Raw genomic sequence first — 15,230 nt, 5'->3', positions numbered from 1 at the left:
TAGAGACGTCCATTTTCCCTCCCAGCCAGCGCATCAGCACGGAGATTGAAATGTACAGGTCGACGATTACGGGACTTTCGCTCTTGGCGCTCGGCGCCGGAGCGGCGACGGCCGCGGGGGATGTGACCCGCGGCGAATATCTGGTCAGGGGTCCGGCCGGCTGCGGCAATTGCCACACGCCCTTTGGCGAGGCCGGCTTCGACATGAGCAAGGAGCTCGGCGGCCGCCTCGTCGAGGACAACCCCATGTTCACCGCCTACGCCCCCAATATCACCCCGGGAGGAGAGGTCGCGGACTGGAGCGACGCGGAACTGGCGCATGCGATCCGCGAGGGAATCCTGCCCGATGGCTCGGTGATCGGACCGCCCATGCCCATCATCATGTACCGCGGTCTCGGCGATGACGATCTGGCCTCGATCGTCGCCTTCCTGCGCACGCTGCCGGCGGTCGACAACAAGGTGCCGGACTCGGTCTACAACATCCCCCTGCCCCCGGCCTACGGCCCGCCAGTAGAGAGCGTCACCCCGCCCGAGCGCGGTGTGACAGTCGAATACGGCCAATACCTCGCCAACGCCGTCAGCCATTGCATGGAGTGCCATTCGCCGATGAGCGACAAGGGTCCGATGACCGATCCCGAGCACCTCGGTCAGGGCGGCTTCGAGTTTCACGGCCCCTGGGGCAGCGTCACCGCGCCCAATCTCACCAGCTCCGAGGACGGTCTGGCGGGCTACAGCGACGACGATCTGAAGAAGATCATCACCACCGGCACGCGGCCCGACGGCTCGGCGATGATGCCGCCCATGCCCTACGGCTATTTCGCGCATATGACCGAGGGCGATCTCGACGCTATCGTGCTCTACCTGCGCAGCCTGCCGCCGCTGCCCGACGCCTGAAGCATAGGGGATCCGGCGTGCCAGCCACTGGCGCGCCGGTGCGGGCCGGGCCGGAACGGCATATAGGGAGGGTGCGCGGTGCACTGTGGCCCCTCACTTTGCCCGCGCCGGGCCGCAAATGCCCATCGTCACCACCGGCGCCGGGCGCACGAAGGGCAGCACGGTTGCGCCAGTGGTCGGCATGACCGCGCCCTGCCTGCGGCCATAGGCCAGAAAAGCCTCGGTCATCTGCGCCTGCGCCGCGAACATCTGGCTCGTGCCGCGCAGCATCAGCGCCGCCCAGTCGAAGGGTGTCATGAAGACCATCGCGCGCCCCCCCTGCCCTGACCGCGCCTACCAGCCCGAGCGCTGGCCGGGGCGGAACTGCGGCCCGCGCCGACTCAGCCGCTTGCGGTTGCGGCGGGCTTTCACTTCCAGCGGCCGGGAAAAGGCGTTGATCACCACCGGCGCCGGCGCGCCGCGCATCATCGCCGTGCTCGCCTGCCACCAGGCCTGCATGAAGGCGGGTCCCTTCTCGGCGGTCATCCTGTAAGCCTCGGACGAGGGGACGGACCACATGCCGGCGAAGCCCAGCATCCGCAGGGCGACCACGCTCTGCGCCTCGGCGCCCAAGAAACCCAGCCGCATCATGCTGCCTGTCAGTGCCGTGAATGCTTCGAACATGCTTGCCGTCCCTTTCGCTGGAAGCGGAGACCTCAGAGTGCCCCCATGACCTTCTGGTTGAAGCCGTAGATCTTGCGTTCCCCCGAGAAGGGGATGAGCTGCACCTCGCGGCGCTGGCCGGGCTCGAAGCGCACGGCGGTGCCCGCCGCGATGTCGAGCCGCAGCCCGCGCGCCGCGGCGCGGTCGAAGTCGAGCGCCGGGTTGGTCTCGGCGAAATGGTAGTGCGAGCCGACCTGCACCGGGCGGTCACCGGTGTTGGCGACCATCAGGGTGATCGCCTCGCGGTCCGCGTTGAGCACCAGATCGCCCGGGGCGGGGATGACCTCGCCCGGGATCATTTGCGGCCGCCGCCGTACATGCGCCAGCCGGCGTAGGCCGCGACGCCCAGCACCGCCACGACGGTCAGCCAGGTCTCGGCGCCATGCGGGTGCAGATGCGCGCCGGAATGCGCGAAAGCCGGGGTCGCGAGCGGCAGGGCCATGATCGGAAGGAGGTATTTCATCGTCTCACCTGTGGTCTCTAAAGTGTCTCTTCGCCCCGGAGGTTCCGGAGAACCCGGCTTTACCGAATGGGATTATGCACGGTCACCAGCTTGGTTCCGTCCGGGAAGGTGGCCTCGACCTGCACCTCGTGCACCATCTCGGGGATCCCCTCCATGCATTGCTCGGCGGTGATGACCTGCGCGCCCGCTTCCATCATCTCGGCAACGGAGCGGCCGTCGCGGGCACCCTCGACCACCGCGTCGGTGATCAGCGCCACGGCCTCGGGGTAGTTCAGCTTCACGCCGCGCGCGAGGCGCTTGCGGGCCACCTCGGCGGCCATGGCCACCAGAAGCTTGTCCTTTTCGCGGGGGGTCAGTTGCATGGTCAGATCATCCAGGGTCTTGGGAGTTCGGCGCCCGAAAGGCGCCGCAGTACGGGGCAAAGGTGACGGCGCAGTTCGAACCCGTCAATGGCGAGCAGGCGCAGCACGAGAAGGTCGGGATCGAGCGCCGAGACGCCGCCCGTTTCGGGCAGCATCCCGCGCAGCGCCGCGACCTGCGCCGCCGCGCCGGGCGCTGCGAGCACGACGGTTGCCATGGCGCGCGCGCCCTCGGCGATGGCCGGATCGGCAAGGCAGGCGGCGGCATCGCCGACAAGACGCAGCCGGTCGGACCAGACCAGCCGCCCGGCCCGGGTGATGTCGATGCGGTCGGCGTGGCGCAGGTCGGTGATGCTCTCGCCCATCGCCGCGCGGCCGAAGATCAGCGGCTCGCAGAGCAGCAGCCGCGCGTCCCCGGCCATCTCGACCGAGAGCCTCCGGTCGAGCGCCGCACCGTCGAAGAGGATCGTCTCCTGCGGCAGCCAGTCGAGCCTTGCGCCCTCCTCCAGCACCAGCCGGGTCTCCACCCGCCCGGTCTCGCCGGGCAGCGCGCGATAGACCCGATCGGCAGCCTGCGTGGTGATCGCCAGATGCGCGCCCTCGCGCGCGGTAGCGGCGATGTCGAAGGCATCGCCCCCGGTCACCCCGCCCGAGCTGTTGAGATAGACCGCCTGAAGCGCGTCCAAACCGCGCGGAAACAGCAGCTTGGAGCTGCCGGACATGTGCAGATCACCGATGACGCTCGCCGTTCCGCGCCGCCGCGCAGCCAGCCGGGCACGCCCGCGCGCACGCTGTGCGGCGATCGCCCCCCCGGGAGGCCGCCGGCGCGCTCATCTGGGGCTGGTCATAGGGAATGGGCCTGTCCTCCGCTTGCCTCGCGGACCCTCTGCCAGGGCGCGGCGGACGACAAGAAGCGGGGCGGCGCGAGACAGGATCTCGCCCGCAGCGCGCAAGCTAGACGCACAGAGACGCGGCAAGAATCTCGTAGTTGCACAAAGTTTAGACGATAGTGAATCAGCCATCCTTGGGGCGTCCACGGTGCTCGCAAAGGTCCGGCTTGAGGTCCAGAAGCGGGGTGCCATCAACGCAATCAAGGCCCTGGACCACCAGCACCGCGCCCTCGCGCCGGACCAGCCGGACCGAGGAAATTCCGATCGGGTTGGGCCGCACCGGCGAGCGCAGCGCGAAGGTGCCGCGCGTGCCACCACCGTGCGGACTCTGGGTGAGCAGGTCACGCCGGGCGCGGTCGAGCCAGTAGAGCACCTGAATTCGCTCGGCCCGCTCGATGCCCTCGAGCGCGGGTGCCCACTCGGGGTCGATTTCGATGCGGCACTCCGGACCATCGAGATCGCCCTGCCGGGGACAATCGCGCCGGGTGGCAAAGGGGGTCCGGATGCAGCCGATGAAGCGCAGCTGCGCGTCCTGCGCGGGGGACAGCTCGAGCGCGGTCTCACCGGGGCGGATCACGTCGTCACCCGGTTGCGTGGTCTGGTCAGCCTCGGTTCGGCTCATGGCGCGCGCCCTTCCCTTGCCCCCTGTGGCGGGAAAGGTAGCGCGCCGAGGCTCAGCCCGCCAGTTCCGTTTCCGCCGCGACGTCATAGGCGGCGACCACCTCGCGGGCCCGGGAGGTCACCTCTTCGAGGCTGCGGCCCGGCTTGTAGAGCCAGGTACCAATGCCGAAGCCGGTGACGCCCGCCGCCAGCCACGCGCCCATGTTGCCCGCGCTCACGCCACCCACCGCATAGGTCGCCGTGCCCTCGGGCAACACCGCCTTCATTGCCTTCACGCCCTCGGGTCCGACCAGCGAGGCGGGGAAGAACTTCAGCCCGTCGGCGCCGGTGCGCAGTGCGGTGAAGGCCTCGGTCGGGGTCAGCACGCCGGGGTAGCTGAGCATTCCAGCTTTCTTCGTGGCCATGATCACCCGCTGGTTCATGTCGGGCGAGACCACCATGCGTGCACCGATCTGCTGCAGGCGCAGCACCTCCTCGGGGGCGAGCACCGTGCCCGCGCCGATGATCGCATCGGTGCCGAAGCCCTGCACCATCTTGGCAATGGAATCGAAAGGGCGCGGCGAGTTCAGCGGCACCTCGATCTTGGTGATGCCGGCGCCGATCAGCGCCTCGGTGACGGCGGGCGCCTCCTCGGGGGTGAGGCCGCGCAGGATGGCGATGATCTCGCGGGTCATTCGGTCTTCTCCGTCTTGCGGGCCGCCTTCAGCCCTTCCAGCGTCATGCGTTCGGCGTCGGCGATCACCACCGGCACCGCCAGCGTCTCGAGCGCGCTGCGGTAGTGCGACACCAGCTTCGAGGCCCCGAGCAGCGCCACGCTCTGTCCCAGCCAGTAGGGTTTCGCCGCCGCCAGCTCCATGCCGATCAGCAGGCCCGAGAGCCGCGCGGTGGCCTTCTCCGGGGTCAACCCATGCAGCAGCCCCTCGGCGCGCAGGGTAAAGAGCTCGGCGGCGAACGCGGCGGGACGGCCCATGGCCTGATCCACGCCCTCGGCAAAACTGGCGTCGTCCCAGCCGCCACCAAGCCCGTGCCGCAGCACCGACTTCCGGCTCAGCAGCTCGAAGATCTCGCCGGTCATGAAGCTGCGGAAGGAGACGATCTCGCCGGCGCTCACATGCACCCACTTGCTGTGCGTGCCGGGCAGGCAGATCACCCCGTCGAAGCGCGGGTTGAGCGCAAGGAAGCCCGAGACCTGCGTCTCCTCGCCGCGCATCACGTCGGCGGGGCGGTCCTGCGCCACACCGGGCAGGATGCGCACCTCGAGGCGCGGGTCGCGCGTCGGCACGGTGATCGCCTCGGCGAGCCCGGGCGGGGCGCAGGGGGTCTTGACGTAGGGCGCCTCGGCCCAGCCCTGCCGGGCCCCGGCCATGCCGCAGATGATCACCGGTGTCTCGGCGTCGAGGTCGGGCAGCAGCCCCAGCAGGGTCGGCTCGAAGTCCTCGGGCGAAAGGCGGCCCATGCCAGCGTCGCTCTCGGCGCGGTCCAGCACCGTGCCATCCGCCGCCATACGCCAAAGGCGCAAGTTCGACGTGCCCCAGTCCACCGCGATCCAGTCAGCTTTGGCCATGCGCCCTCCGTGAATTGCAGCTTCGGTGTTACCGCCCGCCCCTGCGGCGTGCAAGCGCGGGAGCCCGCAGGATTCGGCGCTCCGCGTGTTGCGGCGTTTTCAGAAAGGGGCTCTGCCCCCGCCGCGCTGCGCGCGGCTCCCCCGGGATATTTGCGCCTAGAAGAAGCCGGGATAGTGCCCGGTCAGAGCCAGCCCCAAGCGCGGGCGACCTCCCAGAGAAGGCGCAGGCTGAGCAGGCCCAGTGCCGCGCGCACCACGCCGAAGAAGAGCCGCTCGGGCAGCCAGCGCACCAGCCGCTGGCCGGACCAAGCGCCGAAGAGCGCCACGGGCGCGAGCATGGCCATGCGCTGCAGGCTGTCCCATGTCACCTGCCCGGCGACGATGTAGGGCGGCAGTTTCATCCAGTTGATGCAGGCGAAGACGATGGCCTGGGTGCCCACATAAGTCATCTTGGGCATCATCTGCGGCAGGGTGTAGGCCTGGAACGGCGGGCCGCCGGCGTGGGAGATGTAGCTGGTGAAACCCGAGAGCGCGCCCCAGAACAGCCCGCGCGGCACGTCGGCGGGCCGCGCCGCATGGTCCCGCACCAGCCATTTGCGCAGCGTGTCACCGAGGTAGTAGAGCCCGACCAGCGCGACGATCAGCTTGCCGATCTCGGGCGGCACCCGCGAGATGCAGAAGAAGGCCAGCAGGATGCCGACGGCGGCGGCGGGGATCAGGATCTTGAGGTTGCGGGGCGAGAAATTGCGGCGGAACAGCCAGATCGCGTAGACATCCGACAGGATGTACATGGGCAGGAGCAGCCCGGCGGCAGCGGCGGGAGAGATGAAGAGCGCCAGCATCGGCACGCCCAGCATGGCGATCACCGGCATGCCGCCCTTCGAGGCGCCGACGCAGAAGGTCGCCAGAGCCGCCGCGATCCAGAACCCGCTCCCATCTTCCATGACGCACCCTTTCCTGCCGTGCCCCCTTCTGGAGAAAGCCGGCGGGAGGGGAAAGCGGAAAGCGCTGCGGCGGTATGAGATCGAGGCCGCGAACCGGAACGGATCGCGTCCGGGCGGCGCTCAGGCGGCGCGGCTGTGGTTGCGGCTGAGCAGGGGCACGGTCAGCTCCATGTCCTCCTGCAGGGGCCGGATCGGTGGCAGCCCCGCAACCTCGAGGTCGGCGTGATAGGCCTGCACCGCCTCGCGCGAGCTCATGCCCTCGCGCACCACGCGGCGCATGGCACGCATCATCAGCACCGGCTCCTCGCAGGGGAAGTCCAGCCGGCTGAAGCTGGCGGTGCGCGCGCCGTAGCGCTCGCCCTGCGCCAGCCGTTCGAGGCAGTCGCGGGTGGTTCCCTGCTTGCAGCCGGTGAGTCCGAAGATGACCCGCGTAGGATCCCAGTCGGCCAGTTCCTCCATCGCGCGGGGACCATGGTAGCCGACCTCGACGAAGAGCGGGCGCTCCTTGCTGGCGACCCCGGCGAGGCTGCGGGTCAGCACGTCGTTGCGATAGGCGCCATATTCCTCGGTGCCGGTGTCGACGGGGATCGGCGGGTCGGCGACGCGCAGGAAGTGGCGCAGCCCCACCGAGGCGGCGACCTGGCGGAACTCGGCATAGGCCCGCAGCGTGGCATGATCGATGTCGATGTCGTTGTAGAAGCCGAGCGCGTAGAGGCCGAGGTTGGCCACCGGGCGGACGTTTTCCAGCCGCGAGCTGCGGAAGGGCATGGCCGGGAATTGCGCGTAGCGCCCGCCGCGCACCAGCCAGATATCGGTGTTGTCGGTCAGGCGCACGGCGGGGGTGACATTGGAGCGGGCGTAGATCCCCTCCTCGCTGAAGACCTCGGCGTTGGACAGGGAACTGAGCACGATGTCGGCCAAATCGCTTTCGATCACCCGGCGCATGTCGGCGCGGTAGGCCGGCGCGTTGCGCAGCCGGCCGTTTTCATCGCGACCGGCGGCGGAACAGCCGCACAGGAGATCGGCATCCTTGCAGAAGGTCAGGATGAAATCGCGCGGCCCGTAGCGCCCCTGCGCGATCTTCGCCAGTTTCTCGTCGATCCGCCGCATCGCCTGCCCCTTCGCGCCCCTCGCGGCAGCATGCGCCGAAGAGGTTGAGCAAACGTCAACGGCGGCGCGGGCTCTATCAGAGTCTCAGACGGGAACGACGTCCACCTGATGCGTCGTCACATGGCCGCCCTCCGAGCGCAGCGAGCCCCGGGTCGGGGCCACATCGGAATAGTCGCGCCCATAGGCGACGGTGACGTGATCGGCGCCGGCGAACATGTCGTTGGTGGGGTCAACCTCGACCCAGCCCAGCTCGGCCCCGCACCAGGCGCGAACCCAGGCGTGCATGGCGTCGGCCCCCTCGAGCCGCGGCTGGCCCTCGGGCGGCAGGGTACGCAGGAACCCCGAGACGTAGCCCGCCGGGATGCCGAGGCTGCGCAGCGCGGTGATCATCACGTGGGAGATGTCCTGGCAGACGCCGCGGCGGGCGCGGAAGGCCTCGATCGCCGTGGTGGTGACCTCGGTGGCCTCGGGATCGAAGGCGAACTCGGCATGGAGCCGGTGGCTGATCGCCTCGATGGCCGCGCGCACCGACATGGCGGGGCGCAGGGTGTCCCGCGCGAAGGCGGCGATCTCGGGCGCGGCGGGAAGCCGCGGCGAGGCACCGAGGAAGTGATGCGGGCTTTCGGGCCCGATGCTGCGCACTGCGGCAAGCTCCTGCGCCAGCGTGCCGAGCCCGCCCGAGAGGTCGAGCCCGGCCACGGGCCGCGCCTTGCGCACCCGGCCCGAGAAGGCGAAGGCGATCTCGCTCAGCGGCATGTCATGGGCCATCTCGCAGGTGGGATTGCCAAAGAAATCTATCCCGTCGCGGCGCCAGGTCGGGGCAGGATCGGCGCTCACCGCCCCCGACAGCAGCTCCTGCCCCGGCAGGGCGCGCGGCAGCATGCGCAGGAGCGTGCGGCTGGCCCCGGCGGGATGGACGTATTCATAGGTGATCCGCAGCGAGATGTCGTAGAGCTGGGACATGGGGCGGCTCCGCGGTCAGCTCAGGTATTGCGCGGTGAGCGCATGGGAGATCGCCGCGAGGTCGGCGCGGAAGCCGCGCAGGCGGGCGGGGGTGATCTCTTCGGGGGCGGCGACGGCGAGCGCGGTGCGCAGCAGCAGGATGCGCCGCCCGGCCTCGGGCAGGCCACTGCTGCCCGCCGGGCGCAGCCGCGCCTCCTCGGCCATCAGCACGTCGAGCTGGAAGAGCAGCGAGCGCGGGTTGCCCGCGTCGAGCGCCAGAAGGTCGATCACCGTCTCGCGCGAGGTCTCGACCGAGTAGCGGCGGCGGTGGGTCATGGCGCTGTCGCCGACCTCGACCGCCAGGTCGAGCCCGCCTGTCGGGGTGGCCCGGTCGGTGAAGGCGGCAAGGAAGGCGGCCATCTGGTCGGCCCGCTCCAGCGCCCGGCCGACGGTCAGGAAACGCCAACCGAGAAAGCGGAACATGTTCTCGTGCACGAGGCCCGAGAAGCCGGCGATGCGGCGCAGCAAGAGACTCATGGCCCGGGCGGCATCGTCGCCGGGGTGGCAGCCCTCGGAGACCTCGCGGGCCGTGGCGGCAAGATCGGAAAGCGCGCTCCAGCCATCGGTGGAGAAGCGGTCGCGCACCTTGGCCGCGCAGCCGCGCGAGACGTCGAAGAGCTGCAGAAGGCCGGGCGGCACCGGCTCTTCGGACGGATCGAGCCCGTAGCCCGCGAGAAAGCGGGCGAGGCTTTCCACCAGCGGCAGCGCATCGGGGCCGTAATCCTCGAGACGCAGGTGGTAGGCGCGGATCTGCCGCACACCGTTCTCGGCCCGCTCGACATAGCGCCCGAGCCAGAAGAGGTTGTCCGCCGCCCGCGCCGGCAGCAGCCCCGGCTGGCGGCGCAGGAAAGGCCCCTTGTCGCGCGCGCGAGCGTCTCGCTGGCGACCGGCGCCTCCGAGGTGATCCAGACGTCGGCCACCGAGCCGCCCGCCTGCATCGCCAGCGCCGTGGGATCGCCGCTGCGACCGATGCGGGCATAGCCACCGGGCATCACCGTCCAGCCCTGCGGCGTGCGCGCGGCAAAGACCCGGACCACCATGGGGCGCGGCACCAGCCGGTCTCCGACCATGGCGGGGGTGGTCGAGAGCGTCACCGCCTCCTGGCCCACCAGCGTGTCGCCCTCGCGCTCGAGCCAGTCGGTCACCGAGCCATGCGCCGAGCCCCGGAACCGCCCACCGAGCGCGGTGCCGGCGTCGATGTCGAAGGGCAGCTTGGTCGATTGCGCCGGGCCGATCAGCATGCGGTGCAGGTTGTCGCGCACGTAGGCGCGCTCCGAGGGCTGGCCGCACCACCATGTGGCGATGTTCGGCAGCTTCAGCGACTCGCCGGTCAGCGCCTCGCAGATGCGCGGCAGGAAGGCCATGAGCGCCCGCGACTCCAGCGCGCCGGAGCCGAGGCAGTTGACCATGGTGATCGCCCCCGCGCGCAACGCCGAGACCATGCCCGGCGTGCCGAGGGCCGAGCTTTCATCCAGCTCCAGCGGGTCGGCGAAGCGCGAGTCGAGGCGGCGCCAAAGCACCGACACGGGCTCGTCCCCGGCCACGGTGCGCACCTTGAGCTGACCGCTCCGCACCGCCAGATCCTCGCATTCCAGCAGCATGAAGCCGAGGTAGCGGGCGATGTAGGCGTGCTCATAATAGGTGTCGGTGTGCTGGCCCGGGGTGAGGATCGCGACCCGGCTGCCATCCTCGGCGCGCAGCCCGATCAGCGCGTCGCGGAAGCTGCGGAAAAAGCCCGCCAGCCGCTCGACATTGGCCTTGGGGAAGAGGTCGTGGAACACCCGCCCCGTCGCAATGCGGTTCTCCAGCGCGAAGCCCGAGCCGGAGGGGGCCTGCGTGCGATCGCCCAGCACCAGCCACGAGCCGTCCGGCGAGCGGCCGATCTCGAAGGCGAGGAAATGCAGGAAATGCCCCGAGCGCGGCTGCACGCCGACGATGGGCCGCAGCCACTCGGGGTTGCGCGCCACCAGGTCTGCGGGCAGGTAGCCCTGCTTCACCAGATCGCCCGGCCCGTAGAGATCGGCCATGACCCGCTCGAGCAGCTCGGCGCGCTGCACGATACCCTCCGAGAGCTTGGCCCATTCGCGGCCCGAGATCACCACCGGCACATGGCTCAGCGGCCAGCTGCGCTCGGTCGAGCCCTCGCCGGTGTGCTGGCGGAAATAGACCCCGGTGTCGTGCAGATACTGGTCGCCCCGGGCAAAGGCGCGGGCGCGGGTCTCGGCGCTCTGCGCCGCGAGGTGGCGGATCAGAGGCCGCCAGGCGGGGCGGAGGCTGCCATCGGGGCGCAAGAGCTCGTCGGCCACGCCCGGTGGCGGGCTGTAGCCTTGCAGGAACTTGGCCACCGTCTCCGGCAGCGGGCGTGTCGTCTCCGCCTCCAAGGCATCAGATCCCCGGCAGGCGGCGCAGGTCGAGCGTCATCGGGAACTCCGGATGCGGTGTCTCGGGCGCGGGCCAGTAGCTGCCCGGGGTGTGCCCGAGTTTCTCGAAGCGGGCAAGCCGGCGCGCGTCGGCCTCGTTGGTGTTGACCGGGAAGGTGTCGTAGTTGCGCCCGCCCGGATGCGCCACGTGATACCGGCAGCCGCCCAAGGCTCGGCCGGTCCATGTGTCGAAGATGTCGAAGGTCAGCGGCGCATTCACGGGCAGCGTCGGATGCAGCGCCTCGGCGGGTTGCCAGGCCTTGAAGCGCACCCCCCCCGACCCTGACGCCGGAGGCACCGGTCTCGGCCATCGGCACGGCGCGGCCATTGCAGGCGACGATGTAGCGCCCCGGCTCGGTGGCGGTCAGTTGCACCTGCATGCGCTCGACCGAGCTGTCGGTGTAACGCACCGTGCCGCCGATCGCGCCGCGCTCGCCCAGCACGTGCCAGGGCTCGAGCGCCTGCCGCAGCTCGAGGTGGACGCCGTCGTAGTCGACCTCGCCGGCGAAGGGGAAGCGGAACTCGCGCTGCGCCTCGTACCACTCGGGGCGGAAGGTGAAGCCGTGATCGCCGAGGTCGCGAAGCACGTCGAGGAAATCCTGCCAGACGAAATGCGGCAGCATGAAGCGGTCGTGCAGCGTGGTGCCCCAGCGCACGGGCTTGCCCTGGATGGGGGATTTCCAGAACCGCGCCAACAGCGCCCGGATCAGCACCTGCTGGGCAAGGCTCATCTTGGCGTCGGGCGGCATCTCGAAACCGCGGAACTCGACGAGGCCGAGCCGCCCGGTCGGCCCGTCGGGCGAATAGAGCTTGTCGATGCAGATCTCGGCCCGATGGGTGTTGCCGGTGACGTCGATCAGCATGTTGCGCAGCAGCCGGTCGGTCAGCCACGGCAGCGGCGGCTCGCCCTGCCCCGGCGCCGGGAAATGCGCCAGCGCGATTTCCAGCTCGTAGAGGCTGTCGTGCCGCGCCTCGTCGATCCTCGGGGCCTGCGAGGTCGGGCCGATGAAGAGACCCGAGAACAGGTAGCTGAGCGAAGGGTGCCGCAGCCAGTGCAGGATCATCGAGCGCATCAGGTCAGGACGGCGCAGGAAGGGGCTATCATGCGTTGTTTCGCCGCCCACCACCACGTGGTTGCCGCCGCCGGTGCCAGTGTGCTTCCCGTCGATCATGAACTTGTCGGCGCCGAGGCGGCATTGCCGGGCTTCCTCGTAGACGCCGTTGGTGATCGCCTTGCAGTCTTCCCAGCTGTGCGCCGGGTGGACGTTGACCTCGATAACTCCCGGATCGGGCGCGACGCGGATCACGTTGAGCCGGGCGTCATGCGGCGGGGTGTAGCCCTCGATGTGGATTGGCAGGCCCAGCTCCTCGGCGGTGGTCTCGGCGGCGGCGAGCAGGTCGAGGTAATCCTCGAGCGACTCCACCGGCGGCATGAAGAGGCAGAGCCGCCCGTCGCGCGGCTCGATGGCGATGGCGGTGCGCACCGCGCCTCCCGCCGGATCGACGCCCTGCTCCATGATGCGCTGCCTGCGCCCGGCATCACGCGCTTCGCTCACAGGCTGGTCGTGGCCCGGCGTGACCTCGGGCAGCGCGGCCATGGCCTCGCGTTCCTCGGTCGCGATGCGCTCCAACTCCTCCATCAGGCGCGCGCGGCGCTCCTGCTGCAGCGCGTGGAAGTCCGGCAGCGCTGTCTGCGGCACGCTGGGGTCGGTCGGATAGACATAGGGGTAGGCCGAAGGCGGCACATAGGGCAACGCGCCGAGCGGCAGGCGGAAGCCGACGGGGCTGTCGCCGGGAATGAGGAACAGGTGCCCGCGCCGGGTCTTCCAATGTTCCGAACGCCACTTCGGCCCTGTCGCCTTGGACTGCAAGCGCTGCAGCGGCAGGATGAAGCCCGCCGCCTCGTCGAGCCCGCGGGTGAAGACGCGGGCGATGCGGGCGCGGGTCTCGGGGTCCTTGAGCTTGGAATCCTCCGGCGTCACGTTCATCGGCAGGTCGGCTTCCTTGAGGATCCATTCCGCCGGATCCTCGAAGGCCGGGTGCACGTAGCCGCCATCCAGACCCAGCGTCTCGGCGAATTTGGTCAGGAAGGCATCGGCCTGCGCGGCATCGGCGCCCTTGGCGGTTTCCTTCGCCACCAGATCGGGGTTCTTCCACACCGGCTTGCCGTCGCGCCGCCAGTAGAGCGAGAAGGTCCAGCGCGGCAGCGTCTCGCCGGGGTACCACTTGCCCTGCCCGTAGTGCAGGAAACCACCCGGCGCGAAGCGCGTCCGCAACCGGCGGATCAGCTGGTCGGCAAGCGCGCGCTTCTGCGGGCCGACGGCGGCGGTGTTCCACTCGGCGCTCTCGAAATCGTCGATCGAGACAAAGGTGGGCTCGCCGCCCATGGTCAGCCGCATGTCCTGTGCCGCGATCTCGGCATCGACCTGATGGCCGAGCGCGTCGAGCGCCTCCCATTCCTCGTCCGAGAACGGCTTGGTGATGCGCGGGTGCTCGGCGACGCGGCGCACCTGCATGTCGAAGGCAAACTCGGTCTGCGTGTCTGGCGGCGCGGAGTAGCCGCCGACTATCGGCGCGGCGTTGCGGTAATGCGGTGTGGCGGCGAGCGGGATGTGGCTCTCGCCGGTCAGCAGCCCCGAGGTCGGATCGAGCCCGATCCAGCCGGCGCCGGGGATGTAGACTTCGCACCACGCATGCAGGTCGGTGAAATCGTGATCCGTGCCCGCCGGCCCGTCGAGCGAGACGAGGTCGGGCTTGAGCTGGATGAGATAGCCCGACACGAAGCGCGCCGCGAAACCGAGGTGGCGCAGGATCTGTACCAAGAGCCACGAGGTGTCGCGGCAGGAACCCTTGGCCAGTTGCAGCGTCTCCTCGGGGGTCTGCACGCCGGGCTCCATGCGGACGATGTAGCCGATATCCCTCTCGAGCCGCGCGTTCAGCCCGACGAGAAAATCCACCGTACGCGGCGCGCTCTTCTCGATGGTGTCGAGATAGGCCTGCAGCCTCGGACCGGCCTGCTCGGGGGTGCGGTAGATCGACAGATCCTCGGAGAAGTCCTGCGAGTACTCGAAGGGAAACGCCTCGGCGCTTTCGTCCACGAAGAAGTCGAACGGGTTGTAGACCGTCATGTCGGCGACGAGGTCGACCTCGATCTTGAACTCGGTCACCGGCTCGGGAAAGACGAAGCGCGCCAGCCAGTTGCCATAGGGATCCTGCTGGTGATTGACGAAATGCCCCTCGGGCGAGATCTTCAGCGAATGCGAGATCACCCGCGTGCGCGAATGCGGCGCGGGTCTCAGCCGGATGATCTGCGGCCCAAGCGACACCGGGCGGTCGTACTTGTAATGCGTCAGGTGGTAGATACTTGCCGTAATCGCCATTCATCAGGTCCGCGACTGGGGGAAACCTCCCACACCTGAGCGACTTGGCCTGCGCTTGTAAAGCCTTGCGTGACCTCGCGGCAGCACGCGTTGCCGCGCCGCCCGTTCCGCAGGCGGCGCGGCGCGGGACCTCAGTTCACCGGCATGACGAAGACCTCGCGGACGTTGGCGCGCGGGTCGGCCTCCAGCGCGAACATGACCGAGCGCGCGATGTCCTCGGGTTTCAGCTTGTCCGGCTTGGCCTCGTCGAAGAAGGGCGTGTCCACCATGCCCGGAGCGATCACGGTGACCCGGGCGCCCCACTCGCGGAACTCCTCGGCGAGGTTGCCGCCGTAGCCGTGCACGAACCATTTCGAGGCACCGTAGACCGAGCCCTTGATGGTCGTCCGCCCCGCCGCCGAGCCGGTCAGCACAAGGTGGCCCCGGTTCTTGACGAAATAGGCCGAGGCCGCTTTCGCGGTCCAGAGCACCCCGAGGATGTTGAGCCGCACCAGCGCCTCCCATTCCGCCGGATCGCCCTTGCGTGTGCCCGATTGCGCCAGCCCCGTGCCGGCATTGGCGAAGGCGGCGTTCACGTCGCCGAAGTGGGCCGCCAGCTTCGCCATCGCCGCCTCCTGCTCCTGCAGCGAAGTCGCGTCCCCCGGCAGCGCCAGCGCATAATCCCCGAGCTCCTTTTCCAGCTCGGCGATCTTGTCCTCGGATCGGGCGAAGAGGCCGACGTTCCAGCCACGCTCGACCGCGGCACGGGCGGTCTGCGCGCCGATGCCCGAGGAGGCGCCGGTGATGAAGAGCGTCTTGCGGGTCATGATTAATCCTCTCGAAGGGTATTGCCGTGAAACTCGGAGCGCCGGCGGCCCGGCGCGGCTGCGCTCGAACATAGGG

At 69.6% G+C, this 15,230-nt stretch carries 15 protein-coding genes and 1 pseudogene; 1 reads left to right on the top strand and 15 read right to left on the bottom strand.

Going from position 1 to position 15,230, the window contains the following annotated elements:
- The first annotated feature begins 50 nt into the window (after positions 1 to 50).
- On the top strand, positions 51 to 893 hold the full coding sequence (locus CLG85_RS07810; protein ID WP_095884252.1) for a c-type cytochrome: 843 nt from the start codon (positions 51 to 53) through the stop codon (positions 891 to 893).
- Positions 894 to 986: 93 nt separating this feature from the next.
- On the opposite strand, the gene CLG85_RS07805 is transcribed toward CLG85_RS07810, so the two are convergent.
- The 15 genes and pseudogenes from CLG85_RS07805 to CLG85_RS07735 all read right to left on the bottom strand — a co-directional run bounded on the left by CLG85_RS07805 (position 987) and on the right by CLG85_RS07735 (position 15,154).
- Positions 987 to 1,199: a hypothetical protein gene (locus tag CLG85_RS07805; RefSeq protein WP_095884251.1), complete on the bottom strand. Its 213-nt coding sequence runs from the start codon at positions 1,197 to 1,199 to the stop codon at positions 987 to 989.
- A 27-nt stretch (positions 1,200 to 1,226) separates the two neighbouring features.
- The gene (locus CLG85_RS07800; protein ID WP_095884250.1) at positions 1,227 to 1,556 is read right to left on the bottom strand and encodes an antifreeze protein; all 330 of its coding nucleotides are present in this window, start codon (positions 1,554 to 1,556) and stop codon (positions 1,227 to 1,229) included.
- A 32-nt stretch (positions 1,557 to 1,588) separates the two neighbouring features.
- Positions 1,589 to 1,894, bottom strand: coding sequence for an urease subunit beta (locus CLG85_RS07795; protein WP_260348672.1), 306 nt, complete (start codon positions 1,892 to 1,894; stop codon positions 1,589 to 1,591).
- Positions 1,891 to 2,058 (bottom strand): hypothetical protein, encoded by a 168-nt coding sequence (locus tag CLG85_RS07790; RefSeq protein WP_224843777.1) that lies wholly within the window; start codon positions 2,056 to 2,058, stop codon positions 1,891 to 1,893. The genes CLG85_RS07795 and CLG85_RS07790 overlap by 4 nt, the downstream gene beginning before the upstream one ends.
- A 59-nt stretch (positions 2,059 to 2,117) precedes the next feature.
- Positions 2,118 to 2,420 (bottom strand): urease subunit gamma, encoded by a 303-nt coding sequence (locus tag CLG85_RS07785; protein WP_224843779.1) that lies wholly within the window; start codon positions 2,418 to 2,420, stop codon positions 2,118 to 2,120.
- 2 nt (positions 2,421 to 2,422) lie between these two features.
- Positions 2,423 to 3,220 carry an urease accessory protein UreD gene (locus tag CLG85_RS07780; RefSeq protein ID WP_512699365.1) on the bottom strand — a complete coding sequence of 266 codons (798 nt, stop codon included), beginning with the start codon at positions 3,218 to 3,220 and terminating at the stop codon, positions 2,423 to 2,425.
- Between the two features lie 211 nt (positions 3,221 to 3,431).
- Entirely contained in the window at positions 3,432 to 3,929 is a 498-nt protein-coding gene (gene tsaA, locus CLG85_RS07775) for a tRNA (N6-threonylcarbamoyladenosine(37)-N6)-methyltransferase TrmO (protein WP_095884312.1), read from the bottom strand.
- A 52-nt stretch (positions 3,930 to 3,981) separates the two neighbouring features.
- Positions 3,982 to 4,602, bottom strand: a complete 621-nt coding sequence (locus CLG85_RS07770; protein WP_095884311.1) for a 2-dehydro-3-deoxy-6-phosphogalactonate aldolase — start codon at positions 4,600 to 4,602, stop codon at positions 3,982 to 3,984.
- A complete protein-coding gene (locus tag CLG85_RS07765) occupies positions 4,599 to 5,492 on the bottom strand; it encodes a 2-dehydro-3-deoxygalactonokinase (RefSeq protein ID WP_260348669.1) in 894 nt (297 codons plus the stop codon). The genes CLG85_RS07770 and CLG85_RS07765 overlap by 4 nt, the downstream gene beginning before the upstream one ends.
- A 182-nt stretch (positions 5,493 to 5,674) precedes the next feature.
- On the bottom strand, positions 5,675 to 6,436 hold the full coding sequence (locus CLG85_RS07760; RefSeq protein ID WP_224843789.1) for a sulfite exporter TauE/SafE family protein: 762 nt from the start codon (positions 6,434 to 6,436) through the stop codon (positions 5,675 to 5,677).
- A gap of 120 nt (positions 6,437 to 6,556) precedes the next feature.
- On the bottom strand, positions 6,557 to 7,546 hold the full coding sequence (locus tag CLG85_RS07755; protein WP_260348668.1) for a beta/alpha barrel domain-containing protein: 990 nt from the start codon (positions 7,544 to 7,546) through the stop codon (positions 6,557 to 6,559).
- 84 nt (positions 7,547 to 7,630) lie between these two features.
- Positions 7,631 to 8,509, bottom strand: a complete 879-nt coding sequence (locus CLG85_RS07750) for a transglutaminase family protein (protein ID WP_260348667.1) — start codon at positions 8,507 to 8,509, stop codon at positions 7,631 to 7,633.
- A 15-nt stretch (positions 8,510 to 8,524) separates the two neighbouring features.
- Positions 8,525 to 10,905, bottom strand: a pseudogene (locus CLG85_RS07745) (circularly permuted type 2 ATP-grasp protein).
- Positions 10,797 to 14,348, bottom strand: coding sequence for a transglutaminase family protein (locus CLG85_RS07740; RefSeq protein WP_446323472.1), 3,552 nt, complete (start codon positions 14,346 to 14,348; stop codon positions 10,797 to 10,799). Before CLG85_RS07740 ends, CLG85_RS07745 begins: the two are co-directional and overlap by 109 nt.
- Positions 14,349 to 14,479: 131 nt before the next feature.
- On the bottom strand, positions 14,480 to 15,154 hold the full coding sequence (locus tag CLG85_RS07735; RefSeq protein ID WP_095882778.1) for an SDR family oxidoreductase: 675 nt from the start codon (positions 15,152 to 15,154) through the stop codon (positions 14,480 to 14,482).
- Positions 15,155 to 15,230 lie beyond the last annotated feature (76 nt).

Source organism: Alloyangia mangrovi (assembly GCF_002300555.2).
Taxonomy (GTDB): Bacteria; Pseudomonadota; Alphaproteobacteria; order Rhodobacterales; family Rhodobacteraceae; genus Salipiger; species Salipiger mangrovi.
Note: the sequence above shows the minus strand (reverse complement) of the source record. Positions and strands in the feature narration are given on the sequence as shown.